Annotated in this window: 24 protein-coding genes; 22 read left to right on the top strand and 2 right to left on the bottom strand. The window is 30.1% G+C overall.

Annotated features, from left to right (window positions below; translation table 11 throughout):
* From fliI to EG57_RS0207565, 21 genes are all read left to right on the top strand, one after another.
* A complete protein-coding gene (gene fliI / locus EG57_RS0207665) occupies positions 1-1,308 on the top strand; it encodes a flagellar protein export ATPase FliI (RefSeq protein ID WP_032076658.1) in 1,308 nt (435 codons plus the stop codon).
* A gap of 18 nt (positions 1,309-1,326) precedes the next feature.
* Positions 1,327-1,764 carry a flagellar export protein FliJ gene (gene fliJ / locus EG57_RS0207660; protein ID WP_032076657.1) on the top strand — a complete coding sequence of 146 codons (438 nt, stop codon included), beginning with the start codon at positions 1,327-1,329 and terminating at the stop codon, positions 1,762-1,764.
* Between the two features lie 5 nt (positions 1,765-1,769).
* Positions 1,770-3,239 carry a flagellar hook-length control protein FliK gene (locus EG57_RS0207655; protein ID WP_032076656.1) on the top strand — a complete coding sequence of 490 codons (1,470 nt, stop codon included), beginning with the start codon at positions 1,770-1,772 and terminating at the stop codon, positions 3,237-3,239.
* Between the two features lie 37 nt (positions 3,240-3,276).
* Complete coding sequence (locus EG57_RS0207650) at positions 3,277-4,008, top strand: flagellar hook capping FlgD N-terminal domain-containing protein (RefSeq protein ID WP_032076655.1); 732 nt, start codon at positions 3,277-3,279, stop codon at positions 4,006-4,008.
* 20 nt (positions 4,009-4,028) lie between these two features.
* Positions 4,029-4,415, top strand: coding sequence for a TIGR02530 family flagellar biosynthesis protein (locus tag EG57_RS0207645; RefSeq protein ID WP_029162662.1), 387 nt, complete (start codon positions 4,029-4,031; stop codon positions 4,413-4,415).
* Between the two features lie 83 nt (positions 4,416-4,498).
* Positions 4,499-5,548 carry a flagellar hook-basal body complex protein gene (locus EG57_RS0207640; protein ID WP_032076654.1) on the top strand — a complete coding sequence of 350 codons (1,050 nt, stop codon included), beginning with the start codon at positions 4,499-4,501 and terminating at the stop codon, positions 5,546-5,548.
* A gap of 109 nt (positions 5,549-5,657) precedes the next feature.
* Positions 5,658-5,885, top strand: coding sequence for a flagellar FlbD family protein (locus tag EG57_RS0207635; protein WP_032076653.1), 228 nt, complete (start codon positions 5,658-5,660; stop codon positions 5,883-5,885).
* Positions 5,886-5,971: 86 nt separating this feature from the next.
* Positions 5,972-6,511 (top strand): flagellar basal body-associated FliL family protein, encoded by a 540-nt coding sequence (locus tag EG57_RS0207630; RefSeq protein ID WP_032076652.1) that lies wholly within the window; start codon positions 5,972-5,974, stop codon positions 6,509-6,511.
* Between the two features lie 23 nt (positions 6,512-6,534).
* Positions 6,535-6,891, top strand: a complete 357-nt coding sequence (fliO, locus tag EG57_RS0207625; RefSeq protein WP_032076651.1) for a flagellar biosynthetic protein FliO — start codon at positions 6,535-6,537, stop codon at positions 6,889-6,891.
* Positions 6,884-7,660: a flagellar type III secretion system pore protein FliP gene (gene fliP, locus EG57_RS0207620; RefSeq protein WP_032076650.1), complete on the top strand. Its 777-nt coding sequence runs from the start codon at positions 6,884-6,886 to the stop codon at positions 7,658-7,660. The genes fliO and fliP overlap by 8 nt, the downstream gene beginning before the upstream one ends.
* A 10-nt stretch (positions 7,661-7,670) precedes the next feature.
* The gene (gene fliQ / locus EG57_RS0207615) at positions 7,671-7,940 is read left to right on the top strand and encodes a flagellar biosynthesis protein FliQ (protein ID WP_032076649.1); all 270 of its coding nucleotides are present in this window, start codon (positions 7,671-7,673) and stop codon (positions 7,938-7,940) included.
* 51 nt (positions 7,941-7,991) lie between these two features.
* Positions 7,992-9,824 carry a fused FliR family export protein/FlhB family type III secretion system protein gene (locus EG57_RS0207610; RefSeq protein WP_032076648.1) on the top strand — a complete coding sequence of 611 codons (1,833 nt, stop codon included), beginning with the start codon at positions 7,992-7,994 and terminating at the stop codon, positions 9,822-9,824.
* Positions 9,825-9,892: 68 nt separating this feature from the next.
* Positions 9,893-11,908: a flagellar biosynthesis protein FlhA gene (flhA, locus tag EG57_RS0207605; protein ID WP_414629342.1), complete on the top strand. Its 2,016-nt coding sequence runs from the start codon at positions 9,893-9,895 to the stop codon at positions 11,906-11,908.
* On the top strand, positions 11,908-13,101 hold the full coding sequence (gene flhF, locus EG57_RS0207600) for a flagellar biosynthesis GTPase FlhF (RefSeq protein WP_032076646.1): 1,194 nt from the start codon (positions 11,908-11,910) through the stop codon (positions 13,099-13,101). The genes flhA and flhF overlap by 1 nt, the downstream gene beginning before the upstream one ends.
* Positions 13,098-13,976 carry a MinD/ParA family protein gene (locus EG57_RS0207595; RefSeq protein WP_032076645.1) on the top strand — a complete coding sequence of 293 codons (879 nt, stop codon included), beginning with the start codon at positions 13,098-13,100 and terminating at the stop codon, positions 13,974-13,976. The genes flhF and EG57_RS0207595 overlap by 4 nt, the downstream gene beginning before the upstream one ends.
* Before the next feature lie 11 nt (positions 13,977-13,987).
* On the top strand, positions 13,988-14,662 hold the full coding sequence (locus tag EG57_RS0207590; protein ID WP_032076644.1) for a flagellar brake protein: 675 nt from the start codon (positions 13,988-13,990) through the stop codon (positions 14,660-14,662).
* Between the two features lie 4 nt (positions 14,663-14,666).
* Positions 14,667-15,392 carry a FliA/WhiG family RNA polymerase sigma factor gene (locus tag EG57_RS0207585; protein WP_032076643.1) on the top strand — a complete coding sequence of 242 codons (726 nt, stop codon included), beginning with the start codon at positions 14,667-14,669 and terminating at the stop codon, positions 15,390-15,392.
* A gap of 29 nt (positions 15,393-15,421) precedes the next feature.
* Entirely contained in the window at positions 15,422-15,958 is a 537-nt protein-coding gene (locus tag EG57_RS0207580) for a DUF6115 domain-containing protein (RefSeq protein ID WP_032076642.1), read from the top strand.
* Positions 15,959-16,154: 196 nt separating this feature from the next.
* Positions 16,155-16,934 (top strand): flagellar basal-body rod protein FlgG, encoded by a 780-nt coding sequence (locus EG57_RS0207575; protein WP_032076641.1) that lies wholly within the window; start codon positions 16,155-16,157, stop codon positions 16,932-16,934.
* Positions 16,935-16,947: 13 nt separating this feature from the next.
* Positions 16,948-17,742, top strand: a complete 795-nt coding sequence (locus EG57_RS0207570; protein WP_032076640.1) for a flagellar basal-body rod protein FlgG — start codon at positions 16,948-16,950, stop codon at positions 17,740-17,742.
* A 114-nt stretch (positions 17,743-17,856) separates the two neighbouring features.
* Complete coding sequence (locus EG57_RS0207565) at positions 17,857-18,108, top strand: hypothetical protein (RefSeq protein ID WP_242859827.1); 252 nt, start codon at positions 17,857-17,859, stop codon at positions 18,106-18,108.
* Between the two features lie 83 nt (positions 18,109-18,191).
* Here EG57_RS0207565 and EG57_RS0207560 read toward each other — a convergent pair whose 3' ends face one another.
* Positions 18,192-19,826, bottom strand: a complete 1,635-nt coding sequence (locus tag EG57_RS0207560) for a putative manganese-dependent inorganic diphosphatase (RefSeq protein WP_032076638.1) — start codon at positions 19,824-19,826, stop codon at positions 18,192-18,194.
* A 203-nt stretch (positions 19,827-20,029) separates the two neighbouring features.
* On the opposite strand from EG57_RS0207560, the gene EG57_RS0207555 reads away from it, so the two are divergent.
* Entirely contained in the window at positions 20,030-22,576 is a 2,547-nt protein-coding gene (locus EG57_RS0207555; RefSeq protein ID WP_414629341.1) for a calcium-translocating P-type ATPase, PMCA-type, read from the top strand.
* Positions 22,577-22,611: 35 nt separating this feature from the next.
* Here the strand turns inward: EG57_RS0207555 and EG57_RS0207550 are convergent, their stop codons facing one another.
* Positions 22,612-23,016 carry a hypothetical protein gene (locus tag EG57_RS0207550; protein WP_032076636.1) on the bottom strand — a complete coding sequence of 135 codons (405 nt, stop codon included), beginning with the start codon at positions 23,014-23,016 and terminating at the stop codon, positions 22,612-22,614.
* Between the last annotated feature and the right edge of the window lie 5 nt (positions 23,017-23,021).

Genomic DNA, 23,021 nt, shown 5'->3' with positions numbered 1-23,021 from the left:
ATGATTGATATAAACTTTAGTTCATTGAATAAAAAAATTGAAGAAACGAATTTTAATTATTCAGAGGGAATTGTAAGTAAAGTTATAGGACTTACAATAGAGGTAGAAGGAATAAAATCATTTGTTGGTGAGGTTTGCACAATATATAATGAAAGAAATCATCCTGTTACTTGTGAGGTTGTTGGCTTTAGAGAAAAAAATGTTATATTAATGCCTTTAGGAGAGTTGATAGGCATTGCACCTGGATGCAGAGTGGTACCAGAAGGAATACCTTTAAGTGTAAAATGCTCAGATGAACTTTTTGGAAAAGTCTTAGATGGACTTGGACAACCTTTAGATGGAGAAGAGATAAATATAGGAACTGTATATCCACTAGATACTGAACCACCAGATCCTCTAAAAAGAAGAAGAATAAAGGACGTTATACCTACAGGAATTCGTGCTATTGATGGTTTTATAACCTGTGGAGAAGGACAAAGAATTGGTATTTTTGCAGGTAGTGGTGTAGGAAAAAGTACAACTCTTGGTATGATTGCAAGGTATGCAGAAGCTGATGTAAATGTAATTGCGCTTATAGGGGAAAGAGGAAGAGAAGTTAAAGACTTTATAGAAAAAGATTTAGGTGAAGAAGGTATGAAAAAATCTATAATTGTGTGTGCAACTTCAGACAAGCCCGCTTTAGTAAGACTTAAAGGTGCTTTTACTGCTACAGCAATTGCAGAGTATTTCAGGGATAGAGGTAATAAGGTAATACTTATGATGGATTCTGTAACCAGATTTGCTATGGCACAAAGAGAAATAGGACTTGCTATAGGAGAGCCTCCAGCAACAAAGGGATATACACCTTCTGTTTTTGCAAAGCTACCTAGGCTTATGGAAAGAGCAGGTATGTCAGATAAAGGATCTATTACCGCATTTTATACTGTATTAGTAGATGGGGATGATTTTAATGAACCTATAGCAGATGCTGTAAGAGGTATATTAGATGGACATATTGTGTTATCTCGTGCTTTAGCTGCTAAAAATCATTATCCAGCTATAGACATACTTAGCAGCATAAGTAGACTTATGTCTGAAGTAGCAGAAGATGGGCATAAAAAAGCAGCTTCCTTTGCCAGAGATCTTCTTGCAACTTATAAGAATTCTGAGGATTTGATAAATATTGGAGCTTATGTAAAGGGGAGTAATGAAAAAGTAGATACTTCAATCCAGTATTATGATGACATAATAGGTTACTTAAAACAGGGGATGAAAGAACATATGACCTTTTCAGAAAGTGTTGAAAGTTTAAAAAATATTTTTCAATAAAGGCTAAAGGGGGATTTTATGAGTAAATACAATTTTAGATTACAAAAGCTTTTGGATATAAGGTTGGATAAGGAAGAAGAAAGTAAAAGAAATTTTACTGAAGCTCAAAACCAGAAATTAAAAGTGGAGACAAAATTAGAAGAACTTAATGCAAACTATGAAAAATATAGAAATATTCAGGGGAATGAATCAGTTATAAAACGTAGAATAACTCATATATACTTGAATGCAATAAATTATAGTATAAATGAAGCTTCGGAAGAGCTTCAGCAAAAGGAAAGAATTCTAGAAGATAAAAGATATGATTTAAAGCAGAAGCAAATTGATAGAAAAACAGTTGAAATACTCAAGGAAAAAGGTGAAAAGGCATTTTTAAAAGAGCAAAATCTTATAGAGCAGAGAAATAATGATGAATTTGCTTTATATGGATTTATAAGAAATCATGAAAGGAGGTGAAAAAAATGAATACAAGTATGAATGTTTTAAATGTGGTAAGTAATACTAACAGTTCTAGTAATAATGTTAACTACAAAAGTGATGCTTCAAAGAGTAGTAATACATTTAACGATGTCTTATCTAAAACAACTTCAGCAACACAAGATACTCAAACTTCCAATAAAAATAATAAGTCTCAGGATTTAAAAGATTCTAAATTTGAAATTTCTGAGGAAACTAAAAGAGCTTTAAAAGAAGCAGGTCTATCTGATAAGGACATAGAAAATATTAAGTCACCAGATGATTTGAAAAATGTTATAGTAGAAAAAATACTAAATAAAGATTCAAATAGTAAAATAGATTCAGATAAATTACTAATGCTTTTAGCATCTCTTTTGAAAGTCGATACTAAAGATTTGCAAAATTTAAAAGCTAATACTATATCTGATATAAAAGATGTTGCAAATTCTGTTGTTAAAGAAATAGGAAATGAAGGTAAAAATCTTACTGAAGATAAACTTTCACAAATTTTGAATTCTACTGGAGACAAGTTTAAAGAAGCTTTAGATAAAAATCTTTCAAAGATACAAGATCCTACAGTAAAGCTACTTTTAACAAAGGAAGTAATTTCGCAAGTAGAAAAAGAAGTGATACCACAAATGACTGAAAAGTTAAGTAAAGCTAATATGTCTACAGCTTCACAAGATATTGTAAGTAAACTTCAACAAGAACTCAAATCAGCCTTAAATGCAAGTTTGAATGATGCTAATTTACAGAAAAATGTAAATAAGAACAGCGAAACTAATTCTTCGGATTTTAAAGAAGCATATAAGGAAGTTTCAAATGACAAAAATGTTTATCAAACATCCGTTACTAGCAAGGAGCAGAATCAAAATACTGATGAAAATTATTCTTCTTCAAATAAAGAAACATCAAAAGAAGATAAGTTTTTGAAATCTCTTACTAGTGATGGGGATAGTGGAGACAAAATTTCAAAAGCTACAAATTTTATGGCTCAATTTAATAATATAAATAAGAATGTTAAAGTAGAAAATGTAGCTGATATGGTAATAAACAAAAACAATATGGCTAGTGATGTAATAAAAACTATAAAGTATATGGAAACTAATAATATAAAGAATTTAACAGTGAAAATTGCACCAAAAGAGTTAGGAGAAGTTATTATAAAGCTTACTGTGGAAGGTGGAGTTATGAAAGCATCTATCGGTGCTTCAAATAAGGAAGCTTTTAACATATTAAATTCTAATATGTCAGATATAACACAAAAGCTTCAAAATAATGATATAAAAATTAATAGTCTTTCTTTAAATATTTATAATGAAGATACTACCTTCTTCAAAGATGGTTCAAATCAAGGAAACAATGAAAATAGTAAAGACCACAAAAAATCTAGAGCTATAGATGCTGTGGATGAAGTAGCAAATGAACTAGAAGATGAGAATGTAATAGAAAGTAATTTAAATATTTTAGCATAGTAAAGGCTTAATGTTTTAAAAGTTAGGAGGTAAGGGTATGGCTGAAGTAAACGGTGTTACAAATACAAATACTGCTAATAATACTAATTCTAATGATATTAATAAAGCTAATGATGCTAATGCTACTAAAACTGGAAGAGGCACTAGAATAGTAAAAAAAGGTCAAGATATGGATAAAAATGCATTTTTTAAGATATTAGCTGCAGAGTTATCAAATCAAGACCCTTCAAATGCCAAAGACGGAACTGAATATGTATCACAAATGGCGCAGTTTTCAAGCTTGGAGCAAATGGTTAATTTAAATACAACTATGAAGCTTACAGGTGCCAATAATTTAATAGGTAAAACTGTAAATTTAAATAAGCTTGATCCAAATGGAAAATTCTATAATGGATTAGTAACTAGTGTAATTAAAAGTGGAGATACTATACAGTTAAATGTATTAGTGGGACAAAAAAAAGATGATAAGGGTAATGAAGTTCCTGATATACAAAAATTTGATATTGAGAATGTTACTGAAATAGATGATCAAAGTAGTATAAATAATTATACAAACACTATGAACAATACTAATGAATTTTTAAATGCATCAGCTTTAATAGGTAGAACAGTAGAACTAAAGGAGAAAGATAGTACCAATAAAAATTATGTTGGAGTAGTAAAAGCGGTATCAAGAGCTGATGGTGAAATAAAAGTAACTGTAGATATTGGGAATAATCAAACGAAAGATTTCCAATATGATGAAATAACTAATGTAAAATCCAGCTAATTTTTAGGAAGAGTGATATTATGGGATATAGAGTTATTAATGGTAAGCTTTGTTTAATTCAAGATTTTCAAGGTTATAATAGTAGCAATAAAAAAATTAATAAGAATAATAATTCTTTTAAAGATTTATTAAATAATAAGATAGACAATAAGGAAAGCTTTGTTATATCCAATCATGCAGCAGAAAGACTTAAGGAAAGAAATATAAGTTTTAATGAAAGTGACATGAAAAATATAAATGAAGGTATTAATAAAGCAGAGCAAAAAGGAAGCAAAGAAACTCTAATTCTTTATAAGGATACAGCTCTTGTAACTTCAATAAAAAATAGGACTATTATTACAGCTATGGCTAAGGAAAATAGTAAAAACAATGTTTTTACTAATATTGATAGTGTAGTTATATTATAAGGGCAGGACCTTAATAAGGGTGCCTAACTTTGCGGAACGATTGAAGCAAAGTAAAAATAAATAAATTTAGGAGGTATAAATTTATGTTACCATCCATGTTCTCAGGAATAAGTGGACTTAAAGTTAATCAGAGAAAGTTAGATGTAATAGGTAATAATATAGCCAATTCAGGTACTACAGCTTACAAATCTCAAAGAGCAAGATTTCAAGATATGGTAAGTCAAAGTATGGCATCAGCTACAGGTGCTAGTGCAAATTTAGGTGGTACTAACCCAAGACAGGTAGGCCTTGGAGTTCAATTAGCAGGTATAGATACAACTACTTCTACAGGAAGTATGCAGCCAACTTCAAGACCTCTTGATGCAGCAATAGATGGACCAGGATATTTTATTGTAGGAACGGGAATTCCTCCAGAAGGAAGTGATAGTAGTAATACAGATACAGGAACTATTGGAATTCCTGATTTAGCAACGCATTCTATGTCGTCAAATGGAGTTACAACTAGTTTTACAAGAGATGGGTCATTTACATTAGATACTCAAGGAAGTTTATTAACATCAGATGGATTAAGAGTATACGGATATGCTAATAGTAATGTCACAATAGATTATAAAGAGGGAAAAGATAATCCTAAAATGCCATTTAAGGCTACAATTGACACTGATAATGGTCATGGAGGAGCAGATACATCAATTTCTAATGATAAGTTAATACCATTAATTATACCTGAAAGTGTAACAATTGGAGACAAAATTTCTAGAGTGCAATCTTATGCTATAGGAGTTGATGGAACAATTACTGCTACATTGGATACTGGTGGTACAGCAGTTCTTGGGCAAATAGCAATGGCTTCTTTTAAAAACGATGCAGGTCTTACAAAAATGGGTAAAAACTTATACCAAACATCACCAAATTCTGGTGAACCTGTAGTGAGAAGTGCAGCTGGTGACAAAGATAATGATAATAGTAAAGGCTATGGAGATATGCGTCAAGGTATGCTTGAAATGTCTAATGTAGATTTGGCAGAAGAATTTACTAATATGATAATAGCTAATAGAGCTTTTCAAGCTAATGGTAAAATAATAACTACTGGAGATGAAATATTACAGGATTTAGTTAATTTGAAGAGATAGTTAAATTAGTTTTAAGTTGAGAGTGAAGAATTGAGTGTTTAGTATTAATAGTTAAAATAAAGAAGATATATTCTTCACTTTCAACTATTAATTAAAATGGAGGTTTTATATGATAAAGATTATAGGATTTGATAATAAACCTTTCGTTATAAATGCAGATCAGATAGAAAAACTAGAGCAAATACCAGAAAGCGTTATAACGTTAATTAATGGTAGGAAATATTTAGTTAAAGAATCTAATGATGAGATTATTGAAAAAGTTATTCAATATAAAAGAAAAATATTTTTAGGTGATGTGAAACAACCTTCTGAAAAAAATTCTGATTTACGTAGGTAGTTAGACTAAGCTTCACTTCACATTTATTGGTTAACAGTAGAAAGTTTATAAGTTGACTAATATGTAGCGAAAAAGGAGAAAGTAAAATGGAAAATAAGGCAGAAAAAAAAGGTGGAAAAAAAATAAAACTTATATTAATGGGATTAATAGCACTAATAATTGTAGGTGCAGGTGCATACTTTGGATACTCCAAGTTTGCAAAGGATAAAGGAACACAAAAAACAGCAGCAACAACAGCACAGACGGCACAAACAACAGCACAGACACAAGCAAAGACAAATCAAAATCAGAATCAAAATCAAAGCTATTTGGAACAAATAGTTTCAGAAAAAAATGTAGGACTAGATGAATGTCTAGTTAATTTAGCAGATGAAGATGGAAAAAGATATATAAAGACAAAGATTTTTGTAGGATATGATAAAAATTCAAAGTTAGAAACTGAGTTAACAGAGAAAAAACCATTAATAAGAGATGCTGTTATTGCTGTACTTAGAAGTAAAAAAGCTGCTGAAATAACACCAAAAAATATGGATAATTTGAAAATGGAACTTATTCAAAAAATAAATCCTTTACTTAAAAAAGGTCAGATTAACAATGTTTACTTTAGTGATCTTTTAGTTCAATAGAATTCTAAAGAATGGAGAATTATATGAATTTACAATTTTGGGTAATGCTTTTTAAAATAATAATATGTTTACCTTTTGTACTTATACTTATATATATATCTGTGAAGTTTGGAGGAAACAAACTTCAAAATATTCAAAAAGGAAAATATATAAAAATTTTAGAGAGAACACCTATATCAAAAGAAAATTCTCTATTGGTAGTTAAAATTGGAGATAAAGGGTATGTATTGTCATCTACTGTGGGTAAGATAAGTATAATTTCAGAGCTTAATGAAGATGAAATTTTAAGTGTAGAAGCCTCAAAAACTATACCTCAGTATGCTGATTTTAAGGATTTTTATAGAAAACTTAGATTTAAAAAGGAAGATAAGGATGAATAAAAACAGAAGTAAAGTTATAATAAGTACTTTAGTTTTAGGATTTATATTTTTGATATTTGCTGCGTCTAAGGTTTATGCAGCTCCAGAGGCTTTTCCTATACCAAAGGTAAATATCTCAGTAGATAATGCAACTACACCACAACAGTATGTTGGAAATATAAAATTGCTTATAATGCTCACAATTCTCACAATTTTACCTTCTTTTATTATGATGATGACAAGCTTTGTAAGAATTGTAGTAGTATTTGGATTTTTAAGAGGTGCTATGGGAACACAGCAATCTCCTCCAAATACAGTATTAATTGGACTAGCATTATTTTTAACAGTATTTATTATGCAGCCAGTTTATAGTAAAGTTAATACTAATTCTATCCAACCATATATGCAGAATAAAATAACCCAAGAACAGGCTATAGATGAAGGGGCAAAACCTTTAAGAGAATTTATGCTTAAATATACTTATAAGAAAGACTTTCAACTATTTATAGATACAGCAAAGGTAAATTATAAGATTACAAAGGATAATGCACCACTTTATGTAGTAGTACCTGCTTTTATGATAAGTGAGCTTAAAACTGCTTTTATGATAGGATTTATGATCTATATACCATTTATGATAATAGATTTAGTTGTAGCTAGTGTTCTTATGTCAATGGGTATGTTTATGCTTCCTCCAGCTATGGTATCACTGCCTTTTAAACTATTACTATTTGTAATGGTAGATGGATGGTATTTGCTTGTAAAATCTTTGGTTTCAAGTTTTTCGTGAGGTGAGCTAAATGAGTGAAAATATGGTAATGGGCATTATAAAGGATGCAATACAAACAGGACTTATAGTATCAGCACCTATTTTGATAATTTCAATATTAGTAGGACTTATTATAAGTATATTTCAGGCTACTACCCAGATACAAGAGCAGACTTTAACTTTTGTACCAAAACTTATTGCAATAGCGGTAGTTGGACTTGTTACAGGCAGTTGGATGCTTCATCAATTAGTGAATTTTACACAAAGAATATTTACATATATAGCACATATTACACAATAAAATTAAAAGTTATTTATAGTAAAGAATCTCAATTAAAAATGTGGGGAGGAGATTTTCGTAGATACTTTATATTTTACAGCATTAATACTTATAAGTATTAGAATGTTTTGTTTTTTTGTAGTAGTCCCTATATTTTTTCCAAGTGGAACTCCAGCTACAGTTAAGGTAGGTATAACCTTAATTATGGCATACATATTGATACCTGGTGTTGATTATGCAGGTATCAACAATATAAATAATAATTTACCATTTATTATAAACTGTATGAATGAAGCAGTTGCAGGATTTACATTAGGTTTTATAACAAATTTATGCTTTAACAGTGTGCGCTTTGCTGGCAGCATTATGGATATGCAGGTTGGATTTTCCATGATGACAATGTTTGATCCAACTTCAAGCAGCAACACTACTTTCATAGAACATATATTATATTGGTTTAGCATGGTGATTTTCTTTATAGTAGATGGACACCATATGCTTATAAAAGCTTTAATGGAAAGCTTTAAAGTTATAAAATTGGGAAATTTTTTCTTAAATCAAAATTCAATAAATTTGATAATAAGGGTATTTATTGAGTATTTTGAAATAGCAGTGAAAATAGCAATACCTATAGTATTGATAATTCTTATAACAGATATAACTATGGGACTTGTTTCTAGAACAGTTCCACAGTTGAATGTAATGATACTTGGAATGCCAGTAAAAATACTTGTAGGACTTGGAGCGTTTTGCTTTGCACTTCCTATATTTTTAAAAATGATAGAAAACTCTTTTTATGGAATGCAAGATGCCATAAATGGATTTTATAAAACTATACCTCTACTTATAATATTCGCATCTGATGACAAAACTGAAGAGGCTACACCGAAAAAAAAGAGTGATGCTAGAAAAAAAGGACAAATAGCTAAGAGTAAAGAAATAGCATTAGCATTTACGTTACTTGCTTCTACTCTGGTTATTGTAGCTTTAGGTGGTTATGTAGGCAATGGACTTAAAAATACATTGATAGTTTTTTTAAATAATTATTTAACTATGTCATTAAGTTATGATAGTGTGCAAAAAATATTATTTATAGTTGTATGGAGAATAGGAATAATATTCCTTCCAGTTGTGCTTCCAATTATGCTTATGGGAGTACTAGCAAATTTTCTTCAAACAGGAGCACTTATTACTTCAGAACCATTAAAACCTGATTTATCAAAGCTGAATCCTATAAATGGATTTAAAAGAATCTTTTCAATGAGAACAGTTATGGAGCTTTTTAAAGATTTAGCTATGATATCAATAGTGGGTTTTGTAGGTTATAAGTTTGTAAAAGATAATTATCAGTACATACTTACTTTAGGAAGTCTTAATGCACAAGCAGTAGCAGCTGCAATAAGTAAGCTTACAATTAATATATTTTTTAGAATAACTATATTAATGATCATTATTGCAATAATAGATTATGTTTATCAGAGATTTCAACATAATAAGGACTTAAAGATGTCCAAACAAGAAGTAAAGGAAGAATATAAGCAAGATGAGGGAGATCCTCAAGTTAAAAGCAAAATAAAACAAAAGCAAAGGGAAATGGCTACTAGAAGAATGATGCAGGAAGTTCCTAAAGCTACTGTAGTTGTTACTAACCCTACTCATATAGCCGTTGCACTTAAGTATGAGGAAGGATTAGAGGCTCCAGTGGTAGCTGCTAAAGGAGCAGATAGAGTTGCATTAAAAATAAAAGAAATAGCTAAAGAAAATGATGTTCCTATAATTGAAAATAAACCTCTTGCAAGGCTTATGTACAGTGAGGTTGAATTGGATGAGGAAATTCCAATGAACATGTATGAAGCTGTAGCGGAAATATTAGCACTAGTATATAAAATTAAAGAACGTAAGTAAAATACAGGGGTGGTATTTTGGAAAATAGTAAAAAAAGATTTAATATAAAAGACAATGTAGATATAATAATGGCTTTTGTAGTTATATCTGTGGTAATGATGATCATAATACCATTACCTTCAGGAATACTAGATATACTTATAGCATTTAACATTACCGTATCCGTAGTGATTATACTTTTAACAATGTTTACCACAGAGGTTTTACAGTTTTCTGTATTTCCAACATTACTTTTAATTACTACTTTGTTTAGGTTAGCTCTTAATGTATCTTCTACAAGATTAATACTTAGAGATGCGTATGCAGGAGAAGTAATTAATTCCTTTGGAAGCTTTGTTGTAGGTGGAAATTATGTAGTAGGTGTAATTATATATCTTATTATAATAATTATACAATTTATAGTAATTACTAATGGAGCAGGCAGAGTATCAGAAGTTTCAGCTAGATTTACATTAGATGCTATGCCTGGTAAACAAATGAGTATAGATGCTGATTTAAATTCAGGACTTATTGATGAAAGTGGTGCTAAGAAAAGAAGAGAAGATTTACAGCATGAAGCAGATTTTTATGGGGCTATGGATGGTGCTTCAAAGTTTGTAAAAGGAGATGCTATAGCAGGACTTATAATTACAGTAATAAATGTTATAGCTGGTATTATAATAGGTGCTGTAATGCTTAATATGGATGTAGCAACTGCCGCACAAACTTATACAAAACTTACTATAGGTGATGGACTTGTAACTCAGATACCAGCACTTTTAATATCTACAGCTTCAGGTATATTAGTTACTCGTTCAGGCAGTAAAGAAAACTTTGGTACTTTAGCTATTAAACAATTAACTGGATTTCCAAAGGTTATAGCAATAGCAGCAGTAGTTCTTTTATTTCTAGCTATAATACCTGGTCTTCCACACTTTGCATTTTTTATGTTATCTGTAGCTTGTGGAACAGCTGCATTCCTTCTTTATAAAGATGCAAAGGAACAAGTTATTCAGCAAATGGAAGTTGAACAGCAGGAGATAGTAGAAACAGAAAGTAAGGAACCAGAGAATGTAATGAATTTGATTTCCGTTGAACCTATGGAGGTTGAAATAGGCTATGGACTTATTCCTATGGCAGATGAGGCTGCAGGAGGAGATTTACTTCAAAGAGTAACTTCTGTAAGACGTCAATGTGCTATAGAAATGGGGATAGTAGTTCAGCCTATTAGAATAAGAGATAATCTTCAATTGAAAACTAATGAATATGTAGTAAAGATAAGAGGAACTGTAATGGCAAAAGGAGAACTTATGCCAAACATGCTTTTATGTATGGACCCTACAAATAGTGAAACAGAGATTCCAGGTATTAAAACCATGGAACCATCCTTTGGAATTCCAGCAGTTTGGATAAATAATGACCAAAGAGAAGAAGCAGAAATAAAAGGGTTTACAGTAGTAGATCCAACTACTGTTATGGTCACTCATTTGACAGAAACTATAAAGAATCATTCTTATGAACTATTAGGAAGACAGGAAGTTAAAGTTATTGTAGATTCAGTAAAAGAAAAGTATAGTGCAGTAGTAGAAGAATTGATACCAGATTTACTTACTATAGGTGAACTTCAAAAGGTACTTCAAAATCTTTTAAAAGAAAGAGTGTCGATTAAAGATATGGTAACTATAATGGAATCATTAGCAGATAACTCTAGAACCACAAAAGATATTGAGGTCTTAACGGAATATGTAAGATTTGCTCTTGGAAGAAGTATTTGCAATCCACTTGTAGATGAAAATGGAGCTGTATCTGTAGTTACACTAGATCCTAAAATAGAAGATCTCATAGGGAATAATATACAAAAATCTATGCAGGGATCATTCCCAGCTATAGATCCAGATACTACAGGTAAAATTTTAGGCTCTGTAAAAAATACTTTAGATTCTGTGTATTTTTATGAAAACCAACCAGTAGTATTGGTATCTCCTAAAATACGACCTGCTTTTAGAAAGCTTATAGAAATGGTTTTTCCAGCAGTAAATGTGTTGTCTCTTAATGAAATACCAAATGAAATAGAGATAAAAACTGAAGGGGTGATTTCGATATAATGGTAATTAAAAGATACATAGTTAAGAGTATGAGCGAAGCACTTACTAGAATAAGATATGAATTAGGAAAAGATGCCGTTATAATAAGTCAAAGAAGGATAAGAAAAGGAGGCTTTTGGGGATTTTTTTCAAAAAAAGTTTTGGAAGTTACAGCAGCCGTGGATAATAAAAAACCATCTAGAGATATAAATAGTGGAGAAAATGTAGAAGAAAGTATACAAGCTATAAAAAAGATAATGAATAGTAAAATAAAAGAAAATGAAAAGCAAATCAAAGAAAGTAATATACAATCGAATAATGAACAGATAAAAAGAACTGAAGTTATTTTTGATGAAAATTATAAGTTGATGCTAGAAAAAAATAATGGACAACTTATGAATGAAGTAAAAGAAATGAGAAGTATGTTAGATGAAATGGTTAAAGGATCAAATATAACTATTGGTAAAAGTAAAGTGCAACTATATTTAGAAAAAATGGATATAGAAGATGAAGTTGTTAAATACATAATGAATGAAATGAAAATGATACCTGATGATATACCTGATAAAGAAAAAATTAAGAAAGTAATGGAACATGTTATACTTACAAGGCCTATGCAAGAAAGTGATGTAGTAGTACTCGTTGGACCAACAGGCGTTGGCAAAACTACTACTATTGCAAAATTGGCAGGTAAGATGGCACTTTTAGAAGGAAAAAAAGTAGGGCTTATAACTATAGATACATATAGAATAGGTGCAGTAGAACAGCTTAAAACTTATGCAGATATAATGAATATACCTTTTAAAGTAGTTTTAACTATAAAGGAAATGGAAGCAGCAGTAGAAAGCATGAGCAATTGCGATGTAATATTAGTAGATACTACAGGAAGAAGCAGTAAAAATACTATGCAGATATCAGAACTAAGAGCTTTTATAGAAAAGGTTAATACTGATAATGTAAATTTAGTAATGAGTTGTACTACAAAAAATAGAGATATAGATGTAATACTTGATGGATATAAGCCTTTAAATTATAGTAATATAATAATTACTAAGTTGGATGAAACTTCTACATATGGTTCTATACTAAATATATGTAAAGATTCAAAAAAACCAATAACCTTTGTTACAACAGGACAAAATGTTCCAGATGATATAAAGTTTATTACTTCAAAAGAAATAACTAATCTTATACTAGGAGAGGATAGTATATGATGGATCAGGCTGAAAAATTAAGAAATCTAGTACAAAAAGAAAAAATAGTAAAACAAGAAAGTAAATTAGGTTCATCTAAACCAAGAATTATTACTGTAACTTCTGGTAAAGGAGGAGTTGGTAAAAGTAATTTTGTAGTAAATGTAGCTATCGCACTACAAAAGATGGGGAAAAAAGTACTTATATTTGACGCAGATATAGGCATGGGGAATGATGACGTACTTATGGGTTTTTTGCCAAAATTTAACGTATATGATATAATATTTGATAATAAATCCATAGAAGAAGTGGTAATTGAAGGAACACTTGGAGTAAAACTTCTTCCAGGAGGAACTGGTATTTCAAAGTTTGAAGAAGTAACAGAAGCTCAAAGGGAGTCTTTTATAGAAAAATTATCAGAATTGAACGATATTGATTATATAATAATTGATACTGGTGCAGGTGTGAATAGAAGTGTACTTGGTTTTATTGCTTGCTCAGAAGAATTAATAATTATTACAACTCCAGAACCAACTTCACTTACAGATGCCTATAGTCTTCTTAAAACAGTAAATCATTTTAAATTGAAAAAGTCTGCTAAGGTTTTAGTGAATAAGACCATAGATGCAGAAGAGGGTGAAGCTACGTATAATAAATTTAGTAATGTAGTAAAAAAGTTTTTAAATATAGAATTACAGTATTTAGGTCATATGAGTGAGGATAAAAAACTTATTAAAGCCGTAAGAAGTCAGGAGCCTTTTTTAACAAGTTACCCTAACTCAACAGTAGCTAAGGATGTAGAACATATAGCAAAAAAAATAGTAGGTATTGAAAATGAAAAAGGTGGAAAAAGTGTACAAGATTTATTTAAAAAAATATTCAATATATTTTCATAAGGAGTAGTTATATGAGTGAAAAGGTAGAATTCTTAATTAACGGTAAAATAGAAATTGAAATGGAAGACGGATATTATAAAAGTAATATTCAAGATATTACAGAAGAATATGTAGCAATAAGTATACCGGTAAATAATGGTCAATATCTACCTTTAAGGAAAGAAGAAAGAATTACTGGTGTATACTATTATGATAAAGAAATATATAGATTTGAAACTATAGTTTTAGGAAGAAAAGTAGATAAAATACTTATTATAATGATAAAGAAGCCTGATGTTTTTATAAAGTTACAGAGAAGAAATTTTGTCAGAATTCCTTTTATGACTAATGTGGTTTGTGCAAGAATAAATTTGGCAAAAGATATGAAAAGTATAGGGGATAATCAAATAGAGTTCTTTGAAGCATACTCACTGGATATAAGTGGAGGCGGTATGAGACTTGCTGTTAACAGAGAGTTGGAAGAAAAAGTAAACTGTAAGGATATTTTAATGGTAACAATCCCTTTACAACAAGAAAGTATTACTGTAAAAACCAAGATAGTAAGGGTAGAAAGTGATAAAAAAAGTCCTAAAATTATTTATGGAACTGTTTTTTTAGACTTAGATAAAACTACCCGAGAAACTATAATAAAACTGGTTTTTCATATTATGAGGAATCAGATGAAAAATGGAGTAAAGGGGGATTAGAATCATGGCATTGGCAGACGGACTGGATGTTAAGGAAGAGCTGGTAAAAAAATATATACCTTTAGTTAAATATATTGCATCAAGAGTTATAATAGGCAAAACCAAATATATAGACTATGAAGATTTAGTTAGTTATGGAATGCTTGGGCTTATGGATGCTATAGGTAAGTTTGATGATACTAGGGGAATGAAGTTTTCCACTTATTCTTCGATAAGAATAAAGGGTGCAATGATAGATGAAATAAGAAAAAATAGTCCTATTTCTAAAGGAGCTATGGACAAGCTGAATAGATATAATGCTGCAGTAGAGAGACTTCAAAAAACTTTGGGAAGGGAACCTTCTGATAAAGAAATATCTAATGAACTTAAAATAACATTAAAAGAAATGATAGAAATAGAAAATTATATAAATTATATATCTATTGTTTCATTAGAAGATTTAATATTCTCAGAGGATGATGATATTCCTTTAATTGGAACTATACAGGATAATAAAAGTCCAAGTCCAGAAAAAAATTTAGAAGAAAAAGAGGAATTGGAATATTTAGCAAAATCATTGGATATGCTCAATGAAAAGGATAAAACAGTTTTATCTTTATATTATTATGAAGGTTTGACATTGAAAGAGATTGGAAAAGTTTTAAGTGTATCAGAATCTAGAGTGTGTCAGCTTCATAGTAGAGCCATTGTACATTTGAGAAGTGCAATGCAAAAGCTTAAATACATATAATTAAATTTTAATTAAAAGTGAGGAAATTTATGATTTTAGTTATAATAGTTTTAATTATAACAGGAACACTATTAATATTGTTAAACTTTAATGCTATGAAAAAGGAAAAGTTTACAAGTGTATTAAATAATAAAAAAGAAGATTTAACAGATTATAAACTAGAAATTGGTAAAGTTAAGAAGGAATTTTCCGAAACTATACTAGAGTTACAAAAAGAAATAGAAGATTTAAAGATTAGAGTAAACTCAATGGAATTTACTAATTGCGGATCAAAAGGTGAATTACAAGATAAAATTGTAGAAGAACAATTACATATAGAAATTAATGACGAATTAGATAAAAAAGATAAAGTAGAAAACAAAAGTGAAATAAAAATAGAAGATGATGAAAATAAACTAAATAATGAGCTTAAAACATCCGAAAATATTAAAGTGGGAAATAATGGCATAAAGTTAGATAAGATAAACAAAATGATAAATGAAGGAATGTCTGTTGATGAAATAGCTGAAGAACTTAACATTGGTAAGGGGGAAGTGCTATTAATAAAAGAATTATATGTAAAGTAAAAGCTTTATTAGATTTTTTAAGCGATAGAAAATTATTAATAGGTATAGGTATAGGCATTATTATATCTACAATTCTTATGACTGGAGTCAAATTTAACTATGCAATCAGTAAAGTTAATATTGAGGATAAGGCTAGATCAATGGGAATGATATATCCAGATGAAGTTAAAGTAATTAATAATAAGGAAGTGGGCAAATGATAAGAAGTCTTTATACTGCAATTTCAGGAATGATAACTCAGGAAGCTAAACAGGATGTAATAACTAATAATTTAGCTAATGCAACTACAGTAGGTTTTAAAGGTGATAATTTAGCTGTTAAAAAGTTTGATGATGTAATGCTCCAAAATTATGACAAGATAGTTGGAGGAAAAAATGTAAGGAATGTATTAGGATCAATAAGTCTTGGAAGTAAAATAGATGCTGTAAATACTGATTTTACTCAAGGAAATATAGAATCAACGGATAAAGCTACAGATTTTGCTATAGAAGGAAAGGGTTTTTTCGTAGTACAGAGGAACAATGGTGTGGACAACGGACAATATTATACGCGAGACGGTCACTTTCATGTGAATATTAATGGAATTCTTGTTAATGATTCTGGTGATACAGTATTAGGAAGAAACTTGCAAAACAATTCTTTAGGTCCTATAAATGTAGGAAGTGGAGAATTAAAAAGTGATACTAGCGGTAATGTAAGTATAAATAATGTGCCAATGTATAAGATGTATACAGTAGATTTCAATGATTATAATACCTTAAAAAAGGTAGGAGATAATCTTTATCAAGGTACAAATCCTGCAGAAAATACGGCAGTTGTTAGACAAAGAGCTTTGGAAAAATCTAATGTAAATGTAGTTAATGAAATGGTTAGTATGCTTACCACTATGAGAACTTTTGAAACTAATCAAAAAATTGTACAATCACTTGATGAAACTTTATCTAAAGCGGCTAATGAAATTGGATCTGTAAGATAGAAGGGGTGACGTTGTGTTAAGAATTTTATGGAGCAGTAAAAGTGCAATGAATGCTCAACAAGATAAACTAGATAGTATTTCTAATAATATAGCTAATGAAAGTACTGAAGGATATAAAAGAGAAGATGTAAGCTTTCAAGACTTAGTTTATGAAACTTTAAATAGAAAAGGATATCCTAATAGTGGAAATAATCCTAAAGAGCCTATAAATGGCACAGGAGTTAAATCTACAAATTGGTATAGAGATAACACTCAAGGTCCTTTAAGACAAACAGATTCTAAAACAGATTTTGCAATAGATGGGGAAGGGTATTTTAGAGTTACTCTTCCTAATGGGACTAAGGCTTATGAGAGAGCAGGAAGCTTTAATGTAGATAATAATGGAGATATTGTAGATAAGAATGGTAATAGGCTAGATATAGAGTTTACAGAGGAAGGATCAAATTTATTTAATTCAGGTACTGTGTTTACTCAAGATAATTTTGCTGTTAAGGAAAATGGAGAAATTTATTTAAATGTTGATAATAGTAGCACTGTATATTATGGAAAGATTAATATTTATAATCCAGTAGGACAAGAGGCTTTAAGTTCTATAGGTAACAATTTATATACAGCTAATCCAGGAGCACAAATTAATATTGCACAAAACAGCGATGTACTTCAAGGTAAATTGGAAGAATCAAATGTAAATATTGGAAAAGAATTTACAGATATGATAATGGCACAAAGAGCTTTTGAACTTAGTTCTAAAGCTATGAAAACAGGTGACGAAATGTGGGGACTGGTAAATAGTATGAAGGGTAGATAAAACACTGAAATTTAATTCAGTGTTTTTATTTATACAATATTTCTGTCAATAAATGAATTCTACATACATATAATATATAGATGTAATGATTTAGGAGGGTTTTCAGTGGAAAGAATGTATGGCAGAGGTGGTTGTAATAAAGAAAAGGGGGCTAAAATACAAGAACATAGTTGTGGAATGAAAAATTTTACGTGTCCTATGATGAAATATATGTGTTCAATGATGATGAATCCAATGATGATGAATCAAATGATAGGGCCTATGATGCAGCAAAATATGCCTGGAGCAATGATGGGCAATATGCCACAAAATAACATGTATGGTCTAAAGATGAAAACTGTAGAAATGAGTGAAATAGAAGATTAGCATAATTAGAATTTTAACAAAAAATATTTAGAAGTACATAGACTTAATATAATCTATGTACTTCTTTTTAATGATTATAAGATTTATTTTGACATTACTGCTGTTAATGGTGGTACAACTTGTTTCTTTCTTGAAAGCACTCCAGGTGCATATGCAGAATTGTTTTTTAATACTACACCAAAGGCTTCGTCAACAGCATCTGTATGATCACCAACTGCGATTAATTCAGATCCACCTTCTAGTATATTTGTTAACATAAGTAAAATCAAGCCGAATTCCTTTTCTTTACAAACATTTTCCATTAAATCTAGCATATCTTTTCTTATTGGGTTGAAGCTTTCAACATCCATAGTAGATACTTGACCTATACCAACTTTAATTCCACCTATAGTAAATGCTTTGAAATCCTGATTAAGTATTTCATCAGGTGTTTTTCCTTCAAGTGAAGAACCTGCTTTAAACATTTGTTTTGCAAATGTTTCAGGATCTATATTAGCTAAATTTGCTAATCTCTTTAATGCATGTTTATCAGCATTAGTTGATGTAGGTGATTTAAATAGTAGAGTATCTGAAATAATAGCAGCACATAAAAGACCTGCAATTTTTCTAGATGGTTTTATACCATTTTCAAAGAACATAGAAGCAACTATTGTAGCAGTACATCCTACAGGCTCATTTCTAAAATATATTGGGGAACCTGTTTGAATAGCAGCAATTCTGTGATGATCTACTATTTCAAGTACTTCAGCATCATCAAGTCCAGGTACGGATTGAGATTTTTCATTATGATCTACAAGAATTACCTTTTTCTTTTTTTGAGATATCAAATGATATCTAGAAACATTTCCTACAACTTTATTTTCTGAGTTTACTACAGGATAACTTCTGTATCTAGTTTCAAGCATAACTTCTCTAACTTCTTCAATAAAATCATCAGTTTTAAAAGAAATTAAGCTATCTTTAGTCATCACGTAACTTACAGGAACACTTTGATTTATTAGTCTTGAAGCAGTAAATGTATCATAGGGAGTTATAATTATACAACATTCTACACTTTTAGCTTTTTCTAATATAGTATCACTTACATCGTGGTTACCAGCTATAATCATAAGAGAAGCTTTGCAATTTAAGCATACATTTTGAGCATCTTCTCTATCTCCACAGATTACAATATCCCCTTCCTCTATAACTTCTTGAGCACTTTCGGGAAGCATAGCAGCAACTACTACTTTACCTGCAAATTTAGGCTCATTTTCTATTGCATAAACACATTTAGCAGAAAGTGTATCTAGTATATTTTCAAGATTTGTTCCACTTTTTTGTATTATATTGTTATCCCATATATCCATATAACTAGAAGTTATATTTGATTGAGAAGCAAGACCTATTAGTCTATCTTCGTCATCAACTACAGGAAGAGTTTTTACATTATTTTTTCTTATCATTGACCAGGCTGTTTTTAAAGAAGTGTCTGGAGAAATGGGAGCAACGCTATCAAAGTTTAAATCTCCTATCTGTGCTTTAACTGTATCAACTAATTTAGGCTCTTTAACTCCAAAATAATTTAATACAAATTCAGTCTCTCTGTTTATGTTTCCAAGTCTTATGGGAATAGCATTTACGCCAGTTTTATTTTTAAATTCTGCATAAGATATGGCAGAACAAATAGAATCTGTATCCGGATTTCTATGTCCTGTTATGTATACTACATCATTCATTTTTTAAATCCTCCTAATTTTATACTAAATTCTAATGATTGCTACATATTATTATATACAATAGTAATATTTTATACAACATATATACGAAATCTCATGTATATACTTTCGTGCATAGTATTTGTTTTTTTATTATTTTTTCATAATAGTGGTAATTGAAGGCATATATTTAAATTGTATAAACAACTAAAAAAGAGGGAGGGATGTATTTGATTAATGAAAGAGAATTACAAAATGGACTAACACAAGAAGAAGCCAATAGAAGGTTAAAAAAGTATGGACCTAATAGATTAGAAAAAAAGAAGAAAATATCTGCAATTAAAATATTTCTTCAACAATTTAATGATTTTATGGTTTGGGTACTTATTGCAGCTACAGCTATATCAGGTTTTATGGGGGAGAAAGCAGATGCTATCACTATACTTATAATTGTTGTAATGAATGCAATACTTGGTTTTTTTCAAGAATATAGAACTGAAAAATCCTTAGAGGCATTGAAGGAAATGGCAGCTCCTACAGCTAAGGTAGTAAGGTCAGGAGATTTAACTGTAGTAAATGCAGAAGAATTAGTTATTGGAGATTTAGTACTTCTAGAAAGTGGAGACAGAGTACCAGCAGACTGTATGTTGATAGAAGATAGCAATTTTATGTTAGATGAATCTCTTTTGACAGGCGAATCTGTAGGTGTGGAAAAAAGTTGCAAAACTAAAGAAAATTCAATATTTATGGGCACTACAGTTTTAAAGGGAAAAGCTAGGGCAAGAGTAGTAGAAACTGGTATGAAAACTGAAATGGGAAAAATAGCAGGTATGCTTGAAAATATAGAAAATGAAAGGTCTCCTCTTAAGGAAAAATTAGCTTCACTTGGAAAAGTTCTGGTAATAATTTGCATTGCTATATGCATAATCGTAACCTTTACTGGAATTTGGAGAGGGCAAGATAAATATGAAATGTTTCTTCTAGGGGTAAGCTTAGCCGTTGCAGCTATTCCAGAAGGTCTTCCAGCTATAGTTACGGTAGCTTTAGCACTTGGAGTTTCAAGAATGCTTAGAAGGAATGCTTTAGTTAGAAAACTTCCAGCAGTTGAAACACTAGGATGTACTTCTATTATTTGCAGTGATAAAACCGGGACTTTAACAGAAAACAAAATGGCAGTAAAGGCCATGTATTTTAATGAAAAAATATATAAAGTAGATGAAGATTCAATTCCTGAAAATTTATTATTGAAGAAAGCTTTTACATATTGTAATGATTGTAATTTTGATTTTAAGGAAAAGAATATTTCAAAAAGTTTGTTTGGAGATCCTACAGAAACAGCTTTAATTAAAGTTCTTTTTAAAGATGGTAGTGAACTAAAAAATTTTTTAGTTAAAGCAAATAGGGTATATGATATTCCATTTGATTCTGATAGAAAAATGATGTCTGTAATAATGAGAGAAGGTACAAAAGAAACTTGTTATGTAAAAGGAGCACCAGAAAGAATAATACGTAGATGTAAATATATCTTATATAGAGGTGAGGTAAGATTATTTACGTCAAGTTACAAAGAAAAAGTAGAAAAAGCTGTAGAAAATATGTCCTTTAATGCACTAAGATGCATAGCAGGTGCATACAAGGATAAGGGGATTGTAAGAGGAAAATCATTAGAAGACAATCTTGTGTTTTTAGGTGTTGCAGGAATTATAGATCCACCTAGAAAGGAAGCTAAAGATGCAGTTTTAAAATGCAAAATGGCAGGAATAAGGGCAGTAATGATAACTGGAGATCATAAAAACACAGCTTTTGCTATAGGTAAGGAACTAGATATTTGTAAGGATCAATCACAGGTCATAACTGGTGAAGAGTTGGACAAAATAAGCGATAAGAAATTAGAAGAATTGGTTGAGAGAGTATCTGTATTTGCTAGAGTAAGTCCTAATCATAAACTAAGGATTGTAAAGGCGTTTAAATCAAAAAATAGAATTGTAGCTATGACTGGAGATGGAGTAAATGATGCACCCGCAGTTAAGGAAGCTGATATAGGTATATCTATGGGAATATCAGGTACAGATGTAACTAAAGAGGCTTCTTCTATGATACTTTTAGATGATAATTTTGCAACTATTGTGGCAGCAGTGGAAGAGGGAAGAGTTATTTACTATAATATAAGAAAATTTATAAGGTACCTGCTTTCTTGTAATTTAGGAGAAGTACTTACCATGTTTTTATCTTCTCTATTTTATTTAGATACACCACTTTTACCTATACAAATTTTACTAGTAAATCTGGCAACAGATGGGTTGCCAGCTATAGCATTAGGAGTGGACCCAGCTAATGAGGATATAATGATTGGAAAACCTAGACCTAAAAATGAAAGCATATTTGCAAGAGGTTTAAGTGAAAAAATAGTTATAAGGGGAACCTTAATTGGAGTATGTACAATATTAGCCTTCATGGTAGGAAAATTTTATGGATATAACCTAAAAACCTGCAGGACATTAGCGTTATGTACTTTAATAATATCACAGTTGATACATGTGTTTGAGTGTAGATCAGAAGAACATTCTATATTTCAAATAAATTTATTTACAAATATTTATTTACTTGGAGCTGTAACTATATCAATGGCTATGCTTATATGTGTATTATACATACCATTTATGCAAATGGTATTCCATACTGCAGCTTTAAATTTAATTCAATGGGGAATTGTAATATTTTTCTCAGGTATAATAGCATTAACTAATAGCTTATACTTATACTTTAAATAATAAAAAAGATAGAATTGCATTAGCAATTCTATCCTTTATTTGATTCTTTGAACCCTTTGCGTCCTTTGAGGTTTTCCATCCATAGGTACTAAGTCTTTTTTTGTTGTAATATTTCTTATATTAATAAGTTCGATTTGTTCTCTATTTTCTTTACCTTTTTTACCTTTTAAACCTTGAACCAAAACTAAATTTCCTTGAGATATAGTTACAAATTCTGGTTTCTTAAACCACCTATTTTTCATATAAGAACATTTTACAACATTTTTACTTCTCTCAGGTCTTACCAAAAGGGTTACATTTAATTTATGGAATATCCACAATATAGTTTTTTCAGTAATTTTAACAGATACTACGGTTCCTTGTACTTGAGTAAGTCTGTCACCATATTTTTTAAAATAAGACTTTGTGTAGTATTGAGCAATTTTTTCTTTAAAACTCATGGTAA

Source organism: Clostridium drakei, from assembly GCF_000633595.2.
In the GTDB taxonomy this organism is placed as follows: domain Bacteria; phylum Bacillota; class Clostridia; order Clostridiales; family Clostridiaceae; genus Clostridium_AM; species Clostridium_AM drakei.
The sequence above is the reverse complement of the archived record's forward strand: the minus strand, read 5'-3'. Positions and strand labels throughout refer to the sequence as shown.